The sequence below is a fragment of the Egicoccus sp. AB-alg2 genome (genome assembly GCF_041821065.1).
Classification (GTDB): domain Bacteria; phylum Actinomycetota; class Nitriliruptoria; order Nitriliruptorales; family Nitriliruptoraceae; genus Egicoccus.
The window spans coordinates 88,479-103,804 of record NZ_JBGUAX010000004.1; the positions used below are offsets into that span (position 1 = coordinate 88,479).

Sequence of the window (15,326 nt, forward strand, 5' to 3'; positions counted from 1 at the left end):
TGGCCTCCTAACGGGTGGTGGCGGGCCCCTCGAGCACGAGCGGCGAGCGACGAGCGGACGGGTCGGGCGACACCGGGCGGTTCTCGGCCGCCAGGCACAGCACGATGGCGAGCAGCGCGTACACGGCCTTCTGCAGCTCCCAGTGCAGGGGCACCATCGCCACCAGGAGTGCGGCGATCAGTACGCGGGCGAAGACGCGGTCGAGACGGGGCATCGAGGTGGTGCGCAGCACGGTGACGACGATCACCAGCAGGAGCAGCGCGAGGCCGACGACGCCCAGTTCCATGCCGACCGACAGGAACGTGTTGTGCGCCCGTTGCGGGATGCCGGTCCGGTTGGCGATCTCCAGGTCGCCGGTACCGGCGCCGATGCCGCCGACGGGGTGGGTGCCGATGGACCCGACCGCCGCCTGCCACAGCGGCAGCCGGTGGCTGAGGTCGCCCTCGCGCAGTTCGTCGGCGACCGTGAACAGTCGCGCTTCGGTCTCCGGCGGGACGGCCGCGATCACCACCGCGCCGGCGGCCAGCAGCCCGGCGATCGCGACGAGCAGGTGCGCGGCGGTACGACGCTGGACGGTCAGCGGCACGATGGCCAGCCCGACCGCGAGGACGACCAGTGCGCCGCGGCTCCCCGTGAGCAGAGCACCCAGGGCACCGAGCGGCAGGTACGCCGCGGACAGCCAGCGCTCCCGGCCCGGCCCGGCCCGCCTGGCGAGGTACCACGCCACCGGCACGCCCAGGGCCAGCAGACTCCCGAGGTCGTTCTCGTTGAAGCCGAAGGCGCTGTGCCGGTCCGTGGCCGTCTCGCCCAACGTCAGCAGCACGCCGACCGCGCCGACGGCACAGCCCAGCACCCAGGCCCGCAACAGCCGGACCGTGTCGCCCGGGATGTCGGCGAACTCCCACACGAGCAGCAGCAGCAGGACCAACTGCACGAACGTCACGACGTAGGTCCGGGTCCGCTCCGCGTCGAGCGTCCACAGCAGCGACAGGATCGCCCACCCCGCCAACGCGCCGGCGAGCACGTGCACGTCCAGGATGCGGCGGTGCCAGCCGTGGAGGAACAGCGTCACGGCGGCGGTGGCGCCGGCCAGCAGGCCGAGCAACCTCGGCGCCGTTCCGATGGCCGGCAGCAGGATGCTGCCCTGCCACGGCAGCGTGAAGACCGTGGCGACGAGCAGCCAGAACGTCGTCCTACGCAGCGACCGGTGCATCGACCACCCTTTCGAGGACTCGGAGGTACGCGCGGGCCACGTCCATGGCCCGGTAGCGCTCGACGGCGGCCGGCGGAGGCCGGTCCGGATCGTCGAGTGCGGCCGCGATGGCGCTGGCCATCGAGGTGGCGTCGCCCACCGGGACCAGCCGTCCGTGCCGACCGTCGTCGAGCACCTCGGCGGCGCCGCTCGGACAGTCGGTGGCGACCACCCGCGTGCCGCACGCCATCGCCTCGATGAGCGCGCCCGGCAGCCCCTCCCGCCGGGAGGACAGGACGAACACACCGGCCCGCGCCATGTAGCGGTACGGGTTGGGGTCGAAGCCGGGCATGGCGACGTCGTCGGCGACGCCGAGCTCCGCCGCGCGCGTCAGGAGCCCTTCGCGTTCCGGGCCCTCGCCGAGCACGACGAGGCGGACCGGTCGCTGGCGACGCACCTGCGCGAAGGCCTCCAGCAACGTCCCGAAGTCCTTCGGTGGTGCGAGCCGGCCGGCGCCCAGGACCACGGGCGGCGCTCCGTCCTGGAACCACGGGTGATCCAGCGGCAGGCGCGCCCGCAACGTCACGTCCGGGCCCAGCGTCGCGTTCGGGATGACGTCGATGCGGCCACGGTCGATCTCGCAGTAGCTCGCGAGGTCGTCGGCCATGCCACGCGAGCACGCCACGACGGCGTCGGCGGTCCGGTAGCAGTGCCGTGACAGCGCGTCCGCGACGTGGGCGGCTGGACTCGGCCCCAGCGGCAGCCGCAGCGACATCGTCGTCGACGGGCGCAGGACCACGCGCGTGTCCGACCGTGCGGCCCGGGCGGCGAGCGCCCCGACGACGTTGGCGTGGTCGATGGTCGGCATGATCCAGCCGGGTCGGCGCACGCGCAGGTAGCGCACCAGGGTCGGCAGCGCGCCGCGCAGACGTCGCTGGTCGAGGTCGACCAGGTTCACGTCGGGTGGGACCTCGGCGGCCAGCGGTCCGCGCTCGCTGCCGACCACGAGGTCGACGTCCAGCCCGAGGCGACTGAGCGCATGCCCGAGCGTGAGGGTGATGCGCTCGCCCCCGCCGCCGGACAGGTCGGGGAGGAACAGCGCCAGGGGCCGGTGATGGGTGCGTGCACGGCTGGCGTAGCTCCAGCTGACGGCGGTCACAGGGGGACCTCCTCGGCGTCGGGTCGCGCGGCGCGGACGTGGGCGGTGCCCAGGAGGGCGACGACCACCCGCCGACTGCGGGGTGCCGTGACGAGCGCGGCGAGTTGGCCGACCAGGTCGCTCAGGGCCGTCGTCACCCGCCACCTCGGTGACAGGCGGGTGGCGAGGAGGATCGCGACGGCGGCGGCCAGCAGCGATCCGGCCAGTACCAGTGCCGGCGGCAGGCCGAGCCCGCGCAGCCCCTGCGACGTTGGCCAGACGAACGCGCCGACGGCCACCGTGAGCACGGCCGCGGGGGCGTGGAGGGTGGCCCATGCCGACCAGGACAGGTCGATGCGCTGCAGGCTCAGGCGCGTCAACACGGTCGTGTTGAGGGCCATGGCGGCCAGCGCGCCGGTCGCGACGCCGGGGAGTCCCCAACGCTGGCCGACGACCGCTCCGGTGACGACGGCCGCGGCGTACAACCACCGCAGGCGCGCCAACCGGTAGACCGCCCCGGTGGCCACGATGACGCTGTCGGTGACGGCCTCCGACGCCTTCAGGTACATGCCGAAGACGATGATGTTCAGCGCCGTCCGCATCGGCAGCCACTGCGGTCCGAGCAGCAGCAGCACGATCTCGTGCGTCAGCAGCCACACGGCGACGGTCGTCGGGACCGTGAGCGCCGCCAGCGACGCCGTGCTGACGCAGAACATGTTGCGGACGCGGTGGCGTTCGTCCTGCACCGCCGCCATGGAGGGGTAGAGCACCTCGCCGAGGATGTGTCCGAACACCGAGGCCGGCATGCGCATCAGCCGGTAGGCCCGTTCGTAGAGGCCCAGTGCGTGGGCGCCGAGCCAACGCCCGACGACGAGGTTGTCGGCCTCGTGGGCCACGATGTAGCCGGCGTGCGAGATGGTGTAGCCCAGGCCCGTCCCGAGCAGGTCCCGCGCGGGGCCCCGGCGCAGCAACGGCAGGAAGGGGTGCGGCGCCACCAGCCAGAGCAGCACGATCTGCGCCACGGACGCCACCAGGTGCCCGCCCGTCAGGGCCCACACGCCCCAGCCGGCGGCGGCCAGGCCGACGGTGACGACGCCGTAGCCGACGACGTAGCCCACCAGCTGGATCACGGCGAGCGGGCGGAAGCGCAGCTGCCGGCTGAGCACGACGTCGCCGAGGCTGAGCGTGCGCACGAAGTAGGCCAGGGCCATCACCTGCAGCACCGGCGCCAGGCCGTCGAGTCGCAGGGCGTCGCCGATGCGCCCGGCGGCCAGGGCCACGCCACCGAAGACCACGACGGCCGCGCCGACCTGCATGGTGAGCGCGACCCGCAGATGCTCGGGGCGCATGGTCTCGAGCTTGATCAGCGCCGTGGACAGCCCGGCCGTCGACAGCAGGAAGGCCATGTTGACGACCACGAACGTGGCGGCCACGAGGCCGAACGACTCCGGAGCGATAAGCCGGGCGAGAATCGGCAGCGTGATGAGTTGGACGAGCATCTGCCCGCCCTGCCCGAGGAAGAGGTAGGCGAGTCCTCCCACGGCACGGCGCGCCAGCGGCTGTTCGTCGCTCATCCGCGCACCGCGTCGACCGTGACCCGCTGCAGGAGGGCCTCCCACTGGTCGAGGACCCGTTCGCGGTCATGGCGGGCGCGCACGTGCGCCTGGCCGTGGGCGCCCATCGCCGCCCGCGTCGCCGCCGGGAGTGCGCACGTCCGGGCGAGCCGGTCGGCGAGTGCGCGCCAGTCACCGACGTCGACGAGGAAGCCGCTCACCTCGTCCTCGACCACCTCCTCGGTGCCGCCGGCGCGGGTGGCCACCACCGGCACCTCGCGCATCAGGGCCTCGATGGCGGCGTTGGGGGTGCCCTCCCACGCCGACGACGACACCAGGGCGTCGCTGGCGGCCAGCAGGTCGGCGACGTCGTCGCGCCACCCGAGCAGGTGCACGTCGGCCGTGATGCCCAGGGCACCGGCCAGATCTGCCAGTGGCGAGGTGTCACCGTCGCCCGCGATCAGGAGCCGGAACGCCGACCCGGCGCGCCGTGCCCGGGCAGCGGCCCGCAGCATGGTGGCGTGGTCCTTGCGCGGCGCGATGTGCCCCAGCGCGAGGAAGACGAACTCGTCGGGGGCGATCGCCAGTTCGCCCCGCACCCGGGCACGGGTGTCCGCATCGACCGGTGCCACGTCGTCGACGGCGTTCGGGATCACGACCAGCCGATCCGGATGCACGAGGCCGCGCTCGACGAGTCGACGCGCCACACGCGCGGCATTCGTCGTCGTCACCGCGGCCAGGCCGTCGGTGCGCCGGATCCACCACTCGCGCGGGGCACCCCCGAAGCGGTCGGCGCGGATGGAGGAGACGACGGCCGGCACGCCTGCGGCGCGCCCCGCGAGGCGGCCGAGCAGGTTGGCCTGGTAGTCGAAGCTCACGACGGCATGGGGACGCAGCCGACGCAGCAGCAGCGCGCCGGCGGTGAGCGCGCTGGCGGCCCGGACGGGCCGGCGGGCCGGCAGCTCCACGAGCGGGATCCCGGCCGCAGCGAGGTCGTCCTCGTGACCCGGCCAGTCGAGCATCCGCGCCACCGTCACGCGATGACCGCGCTCGGCGAGGCCGACCGCCGCACGGACCAGCTGCGTCTCCGCGCCGCCACGCGCCACGCTGTTCGCGAGGAACACCAGCCGCAGCCCCGAACCGGCGACAGCAGGCACCGACGAGGCGGACTCGCCCGTTCGGGAGACGACGCCGGTCACGCGCGCAGCTCCTGCGCGGAACGGGCCGGAGCACCGGCGACCAGGGCGTGCAGGGCCTCGGCACAGGCGGTCTGCTCGTGGGCGTCGGCCAGCCGCCGGAGCCGGTCGAGACCCGCGGCCAGGTCCCGCGGCGCCAGCAGCGGTGTGTGCACCTCGTCGATCTGGGGGTGGGCGGTCGGCCGCTGGTCCTCACCACCAGCGACCAGTTCCTCGGCCAGCTTCTCCCCGGGCCGGACGCCGACGTACTCGATGTCGATCTCGCGGCCCGGCGTCGCGCCGGCGAGCAGGATGAGGCGGCGGGCGAGATCCACGATCCTCACCGGCTCGCCCATGTCGAGCACGTAGATCTCGCCGCCGCCCGCGAGCACGGCCGCCTGCAGTACCAGCTGCACGGCCTCGCGGGCGCTCATGAAGAAGCGCGTCATGTCGGGATGGGTCACGGTGACCGGTCCGCCGTCCTCGATCTGGCGCACGAACGTCGGCACCACGCTGCCGCGGCTGCCCAGGACGTTGCCGAACCGGACGGCGCAGTACGCGGCCCCTGGCGGGCGTCGGTGCAACATCAGCTGTTCGCTGAGGCGCTTGCTGGCCCCCATGACGCTGGAGGGGTTGACCGCCTTGTCGGTCGAGATGGTCACGAACCGTTGGACGTCGTAGGTCGCCGCGGCGCGCAGCAGGTTGTCGGTCCCGAGCACGTTGGTGTGGACGGCTTCCGAGGGGAACGCCTCGAGGATGGGCACGTGTTTGTGCGCCGCGGCGTGGAAGACGACCTCTGGTCGCTCGGTGGCGAACAGTTCCTGCACGAAGGCGTCGTCGCGGATGTCGCCCAGGACGGGCACGGCGGTTCGGTCGAGTCCGACGACGACGTCGTGCAGGTGCGTCTCGTCGTGATCGAGCAGGACCAGGCGGCCAGGTTCGAAACTCGCGACCTGGGCGGTGATCTCCGAGCCGATGGAGCCGCCGGCGCCGGTGATGAGCACACGGCGACCGCGCAGGAGCCGACCGATGGCGGCCATGTCGATCTCGACCTGGGGCCGTCCGAGCAGGTCGTCGATGGAGATGTCGCGGATGTCGCGCAGGGACGGCGCGGCCCCGAGCACCTCGTGGACCGTGGGGAAGACGCGGACCGTCAGGCCGGCCTCGCGCGCACGGTCGACGGCCCGCCGCACCTCGGCCCCGTCGAAGCGTTCGAACGCCAGCAGGGCCTGCTCGGCGTCGTGCGTGCGGGCCGCGGTCGGCAGCATGGCGAGCGGGCCCTCGACCGGGACGCCGGCGATCCAGCGCCCCCAGTGGCGGGGTTGCGGCGTCAGCACGGCCACGGGGACCAGCCCCCGTTCCGGTTCGTTCTGCATGGCCTGGATCAGGGTGCGGGCCGGCTCGATGGCGCCGACGAGCACGACGCGCGTGGGTTCAGCGGCCGCGGCACCGGGGCGGGCGCGCCCGAAGAGGCGCCGGCGGAAGCGCGTGGCGCCGAACACCAGCAGCGTCAGGACGGCGCCGAGCAGCGGCACGCTGCGCGGCAGTTGCTCGGAGCCCGGGTGCAACAGGCCGATGACGAAGAGGACCGCGCCAGCGTCCAGCACGGCCGACACCACGACGCGGGCGTCGTGCGCACCGGCCTGGCTCCACACCTGCCCGTAGAGGCGCCGCCGAGCGTTCGCCCAGGCGTGGAGGAGCAGCGCGACGGGCAGGAACAGCGCGTAGCCGCGCCAGCCGGACGGCGGGACCTGCCCGTCGAAGCGCAGCAGCAGCGCCACGGCGTAGGCGACCGCGATGCCGAGCAGGTCCAGCGCGAGCAGCCCGGGCTCCGCGAACAACTGCTGGATGAACCGCCGAGACGTTCGCATGGCGTCGTGACGGCGCTCCATCGTTCCCCCCGTGCTGGACGATCCCGGCGCGCGTCCGTTTTGCGCGTTTTGACCGGGAGATGAGGTCCAGACTCTGGGGCGTCAACGACGCGGCAAAGGGACAGGCGTCCCTCGTGGGCGCGGACGAAGAACGGGCCCCGGCCGTCCGACGGGTGGACGGCCGGGGCCTCGGGTCACCGGGAGGTGAACGGGGTTGCGGTGGGGTTTCGGACGGGTTGCTAGCGCTGCCAGCCGGCCTGGGCGGCGATCCGGTCGCGCAGCGCCTGGCGCTCCGCGGCCGTGCCGACCGGGTCGGGCCGGTAGCTGTGGTCCGCCGACGGGTTCATCGTGACCCGTGACGCATCGGACGTGTCGGCCGTCACCCCGGAGGCGAACCAGCTGCCGACGTCCTTCGCATACCCGCGACCCGAGCCCTCGTTGCTCGCGAAGATCGCGCGGTAGGGCTTGGTGTGGTCGAAGATGTTGCGCTCGGACAGGACCTGCGCCCCGGACGAGGACACGATCGCCTCACCGTACGAGCCGTTCCAGTCCCAACGGTCGAACCAGTTGTTCCACACGTGGAACCGGCCGAAGCGCGCCAGCGGCTGCCGCTGGGAGTTGCGGTCGAAGTGGTTGTGGTGGATGGAGACGAGGTCGGCCGCCTCGGACCGGTTGGTCGGGTCCGTGGCGAGCAGGATCGTCTTGTCCCACCGGACGAACTTGTTCCACGACACCGTGATGCGGTTGGCCTGACGCAGGATGTCCACCGCGCCGTCGAGGTTGCCCGGACCCGAGCCGAGGAACGTGTTCTTGTGGATCCACACGCGATCGGTGCCCGGGTTCGGCCAGCCGATCGTGAAGGCGGAGTTGCCCTGGTAGTAGCGGTGCTCGGCGGCGAAGTCGAACACCAGGTTCGTGGCGATCACGTTGTTGGCGTTGATGAAGAAGCCGTGGTTCTGGATGATCGGGCGCGCACCGCGACCGTCGATGGTCGTGTTCGCGGTGGGTCGGACGGGGCTCTGCAGGCGGATGCGCGCCCCGGTGCCCGGCGGGAACACCTTGGGGTCGAAGCGGATCCACTTGGCCCCGCTGGCCTGCGCCGCGGCCCGCAGCGAGCCGGCACCGCTGTCGTTGGTGTTGGTGACCCAGATGGTCTGGCCGCCCTGGCCGCCGGTCGTGCGGTGGCCGTAGCCGACGAGTTCCTTCAGCAGTGCCGCGTGGCTGTCCGGATCCGTGGACCCGCTCGACGGCGGCGCCGGCGCGGGCTCGGTCGGCGCGGGCGCGGGCTCCGTCGGCGCCGGCTCCGGCGGTGCCGACGGCACCTTGGGACCGGTGCCCGGGCGCAGCGCCCGGTCGAGGAAGGAAGCCATCTGTCCCCGCAACACGTCGCTGTTCGTGCAGAAGTATCCGGGGCGGCAGCCGGCGGTGACGCGGGCGGCGGCCAGCGCCCGGACGTTGGCCTCGTGGACGGAGCCCTCGATGTCGTAGAAGGTCGGCGCCTTGGCGGCCGGCAGGTCGAAGGCACGGACGAGCATGGAAGCCATCTGTCCGCGCGACACGCTGGCGCCGGGTCGGAAGCTCCCGTCGGCCTTGCCCTCGATGATGCCGGCCTCGGCGGCGGCGGCGATCGCCCGGGCGTGGAAGTGGTCGGCGGCGACGTCCTGGAAGTCGGCCGAGCCCTCGGGTGCCAGTTCGAGCGCCCGCACGATGAGCGCGGCGGCCTGGGCACGGGTCACGGCGTCACCGGGGCAGTAGCGTCGCGGCGCGCAGCCTTCGACGACACCTTCTTCGGCGAGTCGGTCGATGGCGTCCGCGTGGACGTTGTCCTCGAGGTCCCGGAAGCGCGTGTCGCTGGCGTCGGCTGGGCCGGCGAGGGCCACGAGGCTCGATGCGAGCACGGCGAAGGACAGTAGGACGACTAGGGTGCGCGCGCGTGTGAGCGGCGTCCCCCGAGCGTTGGACAGCAGCACGTAGGAGTCTCCGGTCGGGAACAGGATGTGCGCCGCGTTCCCCAACGTTGGTGTCGGCACCTCGGCTCCGTTGAGGAAGTGGTGATCCGGGTCCGACTTGGCGATGGGTTGACGTTCGGGCGTCCCCTCCGCCCGTAACCGCGGGACACGCCGTAGGGACGTTCGTCCCCCGCCAAATGGGCACCAACTCGACCTCGCGTGCGAGTGGTGCGCAGGTCGAGGCGACCGGAGCCGTGACAGCGCCCGGCGGCCGCCCACGCGGGACGTCTGTCCTCGGGGACCCGGACGCCGCCGTCCTACCGTGCGCCGCGGTGCGCGAGCCGTGGCCGGCGGCGCGCCACGGGCTCTACGGGGAGGAGGGCGTGGCCGACACCCTCGGACGGTCGCGGCTCGGCTCCATCGGTCGGGTGATTCGCGAGCAGCGCCTCGCTCGGGGCCTCACCCAGCGCGAGGCGGCGGCCCGCGCCGGCGTCAGCGTCGGAGCCTGGCGCAGCACCGAGTCGGGCACGCGGCGGCCGCGTCCGCAGACCTTCGCCGCCATCCTGCGCTCCCTCGAACTCTCCGCCGACGACGCGCGCCACGCGTCGGTCGAGTCGCCGTACCTCGACGTCGCCCAGGCTCGCGAGGAACTCGTGCGGCGTTGCCGCGACGAACTGCCCGACACCCACGTGGAGCTCGTGCTGCGACTGGTCGACGCCTTCGTCGAGGCCGCGGCCGGGCGTCCACCGTCCCGGCCAGGTCGCGAGGAATGAGGACGGCTGTCCCTGTGTGATGGTCACGGCACGACCCAAGCTGCCCCCGCTCATCCACCAATGGCACGATCGGCGATGGCACATGCCCACCGGCTCGGCGCTGCTCCTCGGCGACCTCGACGTCGCCTATCCCCTCCGCGCCGCCGGAATCCCGGTCACCGTGGTGCGGAGCCGGCGGGACCCCACCCGTTTCTCGCGTACCGGGATCAGCTGGGTGGAGCGTCCGGCCGACGCCGCCGCCCTCGTCTCCACGCTCGTCGAGGCCGCCCGAGCCATGCCGGGTCCGGTCGTCCTGTACGTGCAGGACGACGAGCCGTTGCAGTACGTCTCCGACCATCGTGAGGAACTCGCGCCCTGGATGCGCTTCCTGCTGCCGGTGCCCGAGGTGCTGGATGCCTGCCTCGACAAGTGGGCGTTCCAGCAGCTCGCGGAGGAACAGGGGTTGCCCGTCCCCGAGACGCGGGTGCTGTCCACCGACGCGACCGCGGTTCCGTTCGCTCTCCAGGGCAGCGCCTCGCTGGTGAAGCCGCTGCAGTGGCGCCGTGCCGAGCGCGCCGACGTGATGGGAGGCACGAAGGCGATCGCCGTCGCGAACGCGCAGGAGTGTCTCGCGGTGCTGCGCCGGCTCGCCCCCGTCTACGAGCGCGTGCTGGTGCAGCAGCTCATCCCCGGCCCCGAGACCAAGGTGGAGAGCTACCACGCGTACGTGGACGCCGACGGCCGGGTCCGCGGCGAGTTCACCGGCCGCAAGCTGCGCACCGCACCGGCCGAGTTCGGCTACTCGACGGCGCTCACGACCACCGGCGCGACCGACGTGCGACGGCTGGGGCGCCAGGTGGTCGGGGCCCTGGACGTCCGCGGCTTCGTGAAGGTCGACTGCAAGCGCGACCCCGACGGGCGGCTGTGGCTGCTGGAGGTGAACCCGCGCACGAACCTCTGGCACCGGCTGGGTGCCGTGGCGGGTTGCAACCTCCCCGCCCTCGCGTTCGCGGACCTGACCGACGGTGCCGATGCCGGCCCACCCCCGGTCGCCCGCACCGGCGTGACGTGGTCGCGCCAGCCGCGTGACCTGTTCGTCGCCCATCACGACGGGGTGCCGCTGTACCGCTACCTGTCGTGGCTGGCGCGCTGCGACGCCGTGACGGGACTGCGGCTGACCGACCCGTGGCCGTTCGTCCGCGGTGGACTGCTCCCGTACGCCTCCCGGAGCCTGAAGGCGACGCTCGGCCGCCCGTCGTGACGCCGGTCCGCGTCGCGCTGCTGTCCGACGTCCACGCCAACCTGCCCGCCCTGCTCGCGGCGCGCCGGCGCCTCGAGCTTGAGCAACCCGACCTCGTCCTGGTCGCCGGCGATCTCGTCGGCTACGGCGGCTTCCCGAACGAGTGCATCGAGGTCCTGCAGGACATGGGCGCCGTCTGTGTCGCCGGCAACCACGACCTGCTGTTCACCGGACGGCTGCCGCCCAGTCGGTTCCCTGCCGTGGCGCGTCACGCGGCCGCCGTGACCGGTCCGCGGCTGGGCCGCGACGCGCGCCGGTACCTCGCAGAGCTGCCGCTCAACCGCCGCGTCGGACGGTTCGTGATCGCGCACGGCTCCCTCGACGACCCCGAGGAGTACGTCGAGGATCCCGCCCGCGGGCGCGACCTGCTGACGCAGGCCGCCCTGCGGTGGCCGGGCACCGACGTCCTGGTCCTGGGCCACACCCACCGCCAGTGGGAGGTGCGGGGCACGCCGTTCGCGCGGCCGCGCGCCCGCCTGGTCAATCCCGGCGGGGTCGGCCAGTCGCGCGAGCGCGAGCGCCGGCCGCAGGTGCGACTGGCCCTGTTCCGGTCCGACACCGACAGCCTGAGCTTCCTCGCGGTCGACTACGACGTGGAGACCGCCGCCGCCCGGCTGCGGGAACTGGGCCTCAGCCGGCTCGCGCTCCACCACCCGCCGGACACCCGGACGCTGGTGGCGCAGCAACTGCCGGCACCGGCCCGACGCGCGGCACGACGGGTCCGCCGACGCCTCGCCAGCCGGAGGTCCGCGTGAAGATCCTGCACGTCATCGGGGACTCCGACTACGGCGGCGGCTCGAAGATCATCTGCCAGGTGGCCGAGGCCAGCCAGCGGGCCGGGCACCGGGTGGAGGTGCTGACGACCTCGCCACGGTTCCAGCAGGTGCTGCGCGACGCCGGGGTGGCCGTGCTCGACCGCGACTGGGTCCGCCGCCGGCCCGACCCCTGGACCGACGTGCGGGGCGTCACGGGCCTGACGCGCCACCTTCGCCGCGGCGGCTACGACCTCGTCCACACCCACACCACCCGCGGTGGCATGCTGGGACGCCTGGCGGCGCACCGGGCCGGCACGCCCGTCATCGTGCACACGGCCCATGGATTCGCGGTGGCGGAGACCGACGCGGGCTGGAAGCAGCGGACCTACTTCGCCCTGGAGCGATTGGCGGCGCGCTGGTGCCACTACGTCGTCGCTGTCAGCGGCCACCACGGGAGGTGGGCCGCCGACTACGGCGTGCAGCCGCGGATCGCCCTGCGGGTCATCCCCAACGGCGTCCCCGACCTGCCCGTGGTGGTGCCGCCACCGCAGCCCCCCGCCGTGGCCGGGGATGCACCCCGGCTGCTGCACTTCGGGCGCATCGCGGGGGGGAAGGGAATCGACGTCCTGCTCGTCGCGCTCGCCCGCGTCCGCGCCGCGCTGCCCGCGGACGCGCGCCCCCACCTGTGGGTGGCCGGTGACGGGCCGGCGCTGGACGCCGAGCGTGCCCGCGCGGCCGCCCTCGGGCTCGCCGGGGCGGTCACGTGGCTCGGGCACCGCGACGACCTCCCGGCACTGCTGCAGGCGGCGGACGTGGTCGTACTGCCAAGCCTCCGCGAGGGCCTCTCGCTGGCGCTGTTGGAGGCGATGGCGGCGGGCCGTCCCATCGTCGCGTCGGCGCTGGGCGGCAACGTCGAGGCACTCGACCACGGGCGCTGCGGCGCGCTCGTGCCGCCGGACGACGCCGACGCGCTGGCCTCGACCATGGCCGACCTGCTGGCGCAGCCGGCGCGGGCCGCGGAACTCGGCGTTGCCGCACGCGGGCGCTACCTCGACGTCTACCGGCTCGAGCGGATGCTGGACGACTACCTCGCCCTCTACGCCGAGGCGGCCGCCGCGGTCGGCTCCGCCGGCGCCTCGTCGGCACGCAGCGCCCCCAGGTAGTCGCCCACGTCGCCGCGCCGCACCAGCCGGTGGCCGTTGGCCCGCAGGTCACGCATCGCGGCCCGGGTCGGCATGCCGTGGTAGGAGCGGGCCCGGTGGTCCTGCGGCGCGCCGGCGGGCAGCCGCCCCTGGGCGAGCGTGTGGCCGACCACGTCGGCGAGGGCCGGACCTCCGACGGCCGCCTGGCGCAGGAACAGCGCCAGGACGGACATCCGCGGCGTGATCGGTACGACCGGGGCGCGGAGGATCGCACCGGTGTCGAACCGCTCCTCCATGACGTGCACGCTGACGCCCGTGGCCCGGCGGCCCTGCGCGAGCACCCACACGTACGGGGCCAGGCCGGCGTCCGCCGGCAGTTGCGAGGAGTGCACGTTGACGGCCCCCGCGGACGCCGCCTCCAGCACCTCGACCGGGACGCGCATCGGGCACGACACCGACACCAGCAGCGAAGGTCCCGCCCGCAACGTGTCGAGGAGCTCGGGTGCGTCCGGGGTCGTCACGTAGCGCACCGGGATCCCCAGCGAAGCCGCCAGCTGCGGGACGAAGGGTTCCGGCAGGCGGCCGGACGCTCGTGCCAGCAGCGGTAGCAGGTACGTGAACGCCTTGTAGCCGACGTAGCGCACCCCGCTGCGGCGGACGTAGCGCCAGATCGAGCGCACGCGTCCGGCGTCGCTGCGGATGCCGGTGACGACGTACACGGCCGCGACCCGGTCGGCGAACCGACGCAGGGTCGGGGCGAGGAAGAGCTTGGCGAAGGCGTTGCCGTTGGTGACGACCACGACACGGGTCACGTGGGCTCCGATCCGAGGTGCTCGGCGGGTGACGCGACCGCACCGCCGCGCAGGGCGCCGGCCGTCTGCAACACGATGCGCAGGTCGCCGAGCAGGGACCGGCGGCGCAGGTACGCGGCGGACAGCCGCAGCTTGGCCGGCAACACCACCTCGACGTAGTAGCGCTCCGGGTCCGGGTGGCCGGCCAGCAGTTCGCCCTCGCACCGGAACGCCAGACTCGCCGGATCGGTCAGGCCCGGGCGGTGGCGCAGGACCTCGGCCTGCTCCGGGCGCGTCGGGTCGACGTACTCCGGTACCTCGGGACGCGGCCCGACGAAGGACATCTCGCCCCGTACGACGTTGACCAGTTGTGGCAGTTCGTCGAGCTTGTGCTGGCGCAGCCGGCGCCCGACGGCGGTGGTCCGCGGGTCGGTCGCGCCGACACTGAGCTGGCCCTCGCGGTCGGCGCCCACCCGCATCGTGCGGAACTTGAGCAGGGTGAACGTCGTGCCGCCCCGTCCCACCCGTTGCTGGCGGTACAGCACCGGGCCGCGCGACGACCACCGGATCAGCGCGGCCACGAGCGCGAGCACCGGTGCCAGCAGCACCAGCAGTGCGACGGCCAGGACCACCTCCAACCAGCGGGGCATCAGCTGGCCTGCTGCGCGAGCCGCTCCCTCACCGGTGGGCGCGGACCGGGCAGGTCGGCGAGGTGCCAGCGGACCTGCGCGGCCAGCCCGACCTCGGGCGTGACGGTGGCCGTGTACCCGAAGGTCTCGGCCGCCTTGCTGGTGTCCGCGAAGGTGCGACGCTGGTCGCCGGGTCGGGCCGGCAACTCCACGATGCGCGGCGCCACGGCCAGCTCCCGGCCGAGCAGGTCGATCGCCTCGCGCAGCTCCAGCGAGACGCCGCCGCCGATGTTGTAGACCTCGCCGACCTCGGCACCGTCGATCGCGGCGAGGGTGCCGCGCACGCAGTCGTCGACGTAGGTGTTCGAGCGCGACTGTCGGCCGTCACCGTACATCTCCAGCGGCACCCCCCGCCGAAGCCGCTCGACGAACCGGTGATAGGCCATGTCCGGCCGCTGCCGTGGTCCGTAGATCGAGAAGTAGCGCAGGATGGACGCGGGGAAGTCGTAGTTGGCGGTGTAGGCCAACACCAGGTGCTCCGCGGCGAGCTTGGAGACGCCATAGGGCGAGACCGGGCGGGTCGGCATGGTCTCGTCACCGCAGGCTTCCACCCCGTAGACCGACGAGGTCGACGCCTGGACGAAGCGCGACACGCCGACGCGCATCGCCGCCTTCACCAGCCGCGCCAGGCCGATCAGGTTGCATTCCACGTAGCTCGGCGCGTCCATCCAGCTCGTCGGCAGGCCCGCCATCGCGGCCTCGTTGACGACCACGTCGATGCCCTCGAGCAGCGCATCGAGGTCGCCGGTGCGCAGGTCGAGCTCCACGAACCGAAAGCGTGGCTCGTCCAGCAGGCCGGCGAGGTTGGCCAGTTTGCGTTCACGGGCGTAGGTCGGGACGAACGCGTCGACACCGACGACCTCGTCGCCGCGGGCGACCAGTGCCTCGGCGAGATGTGACCCGATGAACCCCGCCGCGCCGGTCACGAGCACCCGCCGCGGCATCCCTGACGTCTGCTGCATTGCCTGCCCCGTTCGTCGGCCGATGCGGCGTCGTCTCCGCGGCGCCCAGCGAACGGT

General features: G+C 73.4%; 13 protein-coding genes. 4 read left to right on the forward strand and 9 right to left on the reverse strand.

From position 1 onward, the window contains the following. Positions 1–7 precede the first annotated feature (7 nt). The 6 genes from ACERM0_RS07960 to ACERM0_RS07985 form a co-directional block, all read right to left on the reverse strand. Positions 8–1,213, reverse strand: coding sequence for an O-antigen ligase family protein (locus ACERM0_RS07960; protein ID WP_373678040.1), 1,206 nt, complete (start codon positions 1,211–1,213; stop codon positions 8–10). Beyond that, positions 1,194–2,351: a glycosyltransferase gene (locus ACERM0_RS07965; protein WP_373678041.1), complete on the reverse strand. Its 1,158-nt coding sequence runs from the start codon at positions 2,349–2,351 to the stop codon at positions 1,194–1,196. The genes ACERM0_RS07960 and ACERM0_RS07965 overlap by 20 nt, the downstream gene beginning before the upstream one ends. After that, complete coding sequence (locus ACERM0_RS07970) at positions 2,348–3,904, reverse strand: lipopolysaccharide biosynthesis protein (protein WP_373678042.1); 1,557 nt, start codon at positions 3,902–3,904, stop codon at positions 2,348–2,350. Before ACERM0_RS07970 ends, ACERM0_RS07965 begins: the two co-directional genes overlap by 4 nt. Further along, positions 3,901–5,082, reverse strand: coding sequence for a glycosyltransferase (locus ACERM0_RS07975; RefSeq protein WP_373678043.1), 1,182 nt, complete (start codon positions 5,080–5,082; stop codon positions 3,901–3,903). Before ACERM0_RS07975 ends, ACERM0_RS07970 begins: the two co-directional genes overlap by 4 nt. Continuing rightward, positions 5,079–6,929, reverse strand: coding sequence for a polysaccharide biosynthesis protein (locus ACERM0_RS07980; protein ID WP_373678044.1), 1,851 nt, complete (start codon positions 6,927–6,929; stop codon positions 5,079–5,081). Before ACERM0_RS07980 ends, ACERM0_RS07975 begins: the two co-directional genes overlap by 4 nt. A 239-nt stretch (positions 6,930–7,168) precedes the next feature. Further along, positions 7,169–8,827 carry a polysaccharide lyase family 1 protein gene (locus ACERM0_RS07985; protein ID WP_373678045.1) on the reverse strand — a complete coding sequence of 553 codons (1,659 nt, stop codon included), beginning with the start codon at positions 8,825–8,827 and terminating at the stop codon, positions 7,169–7,171. Between the two features lie 383 nt (positions 8,828–9,210). Between ACERM0_RS07985 and ACERM0_RS07990 the strand changes: the two genes are divergently transcribed. The 4 genes from ACERM0_RS07990 to ACERM0_RS08005 all read left to right on the forward strand — a co-directional run bounded on the left by ACERM0_RS07990 (position 9,211) and on the right by ACERM0_RS08005 (position 12,848). Continuing rightward, complete coding sequence (locus ACERM0_RS07990; protein WP_373678046.1) at positions 9,211–9,651, forward strand: helix-turn-helix domain-containing protein; 441 nt, start codon at positions 9,211–9,213, stop codon at positions 9,649–9,651. An 82-nt stretch (positions 9,652–9,733) separates the two neighbouring features. After that, positions 9,734–10,891, forward strand: a complete 1,158-nt coding sequence (locus ACERM0_RS07995) for an ATP-grasp domain-containing protein (RefSeq protein ID WP_373678047.1) — start codon at positions 9,734–9,736, stop codon at positions 10,889–10,891. After that, positions 10,888–11,685 (forward strand): metallophosphoesterase, encoded by a 798-nt coding sequence (locus tag ACERM0_RS08000; RefSeq protein ID WP_373678048.1) that lies wholly within the window; start codon positions 10,888–10,890, stop codon positions 11,683–11,685. The genes ACERM0_RS07995 and ACERM0_RS08000 overlap by 4 nt, the downstream gene beginning before the upstream one ends. After that, on the forward strand, positions 11,682–12,848 hold the full coding sequence (locus tag ACERM0_RS08005) for a glycosyltransferase (RefSeq protein ID WP_373678049.1): 1,167 nt from the start codon (positions 11,682–11,684) through the stop codon (positions 12,846–12,848). The genes ACERM0_RS08000 and ACERM0_RS08005 overlap by 4 nt, the downstream gene beginning before the upstream one ends. Here ACERM0_RS08005 and ACERM0_RS08010 read toward each other — a convergent pair. From ACERM0_RS08010 to ACERM0_RS08020, 3 genes are read right to left on the reverse strand one after another with little or no spacing between them, the layout of a single operon-like run. After that, positions 12,782–13,639 (reverse strand): formyltransferase family protein, encoded by an 858-nt coding sequence (locus tag ACERM0_RS08010; RefSeq protein WP_373678050.1) that lies wholly within the window; start codon positions 13,637–13,639, stop codon positions 12,782–12,784. The two genes, ACERM0_RS08005 and ACERM0_RS08010, sit on opposite strands and share 67 nt — an antisense overlap. Continuing rightward, on the reverse strand, positions 13,636–14,268 hold the full coding sequence (locus tag ACERM0_RS08015; protein WP_373678051.1) for a sugar transferase: 633 nt from the start codon (positions 14,266–14,268) through the stop codon (positions 13,636–13,638). The genes ACERM0_RS08010 and ACERM0_RS08015 overlap by 4 nt, the downstream gene beginning before the upstream one ends. Beyond that, positions 14,268–15,269, reverse strand: coding sequence for an NAD-dependent epimerase/dehydratase family protein (locus tag ACERM0_RS08020; protein ID WP_373678052.1), 1,002 nt, complete (start codon positions 15,267–15,269; stop codon positions 14,268–14,270). Before ACERM0_RS08020 ends, ACERM0_RS08015 begins: the two co-directional genes overlap by 1 nt. Positions 15,270–15,326 lie beyond the last annotated feature (57 nt).